This window comes from Deinococcus pimensis DSM 21231 (genome assembly GCF_000519345.1).
GTDB classification, from domain to species: Bacteria; Deinococcota; Deinococci; order Deinococcales; family Deinococcaceae; genus Deinococcus_A; species Deinococcus_A pimensis.
Genome location: NZ_KI912633.1, coordinates 423,284 through 423,749, shown reverse-complemented (window position 1 = coordinate 423,749; position 466 = coordinate 423,284). Strand labels below are relative to the sequence as shown.

Below are 466 nucleotides of genomic sequence, written 5' to 3'. Positions count from 1 at the left end.
CGCCACACCTCCGAGGAGGAGTGGGCGGCGCGGCTCGCGCGGGGCGAGGTGGAGCTCGCCGGACACGTGGCAGGCGGGTCGGAGCCGCTCTCACCCGGGCAGGAGCTCGTGTGGCGCCGCCCCCCGTGGGAGGAGGAGGACGTCCCCCTCACCTTCGACCTGCTGCACGAGGACGAGGCGGTGCTGGCCGTCGCGAAACCCTCGGGACTGCCCACCATGCACGGCGGCGGCTTCTACCGCCACACGCTGCTGCGCCTCGTGCGTGACCGCTGGCCCGAGGCGGCGCTGCTGCACCGCCTGGGGCGCGCCACGTCGGGCGTGGTGCTCTTCGCGCGCGACCCTTCGGCCACGGCGGCCCTCTCCCGGGCGTGGCGCGAGCGGGACGTGGAGAAGCGCTACCGGGCGCTCGGGTCGGGCGTGGCTCGCGAGGACCGCTTCGTCATCGACGCGCCCATCGGTCCCGTCC

General features: G+C 76.0%; 1 protein-coding gene. It reads left to right on the top strand.

Annotated elements, in window-relative coordinates:
* Positions 1-466 (top strand): pseudouridine synthase (locus DEIPI_RS29215; protein ID WP_245588524.1); only part of this gene is annotated, 466 nt, incomplete at both ends.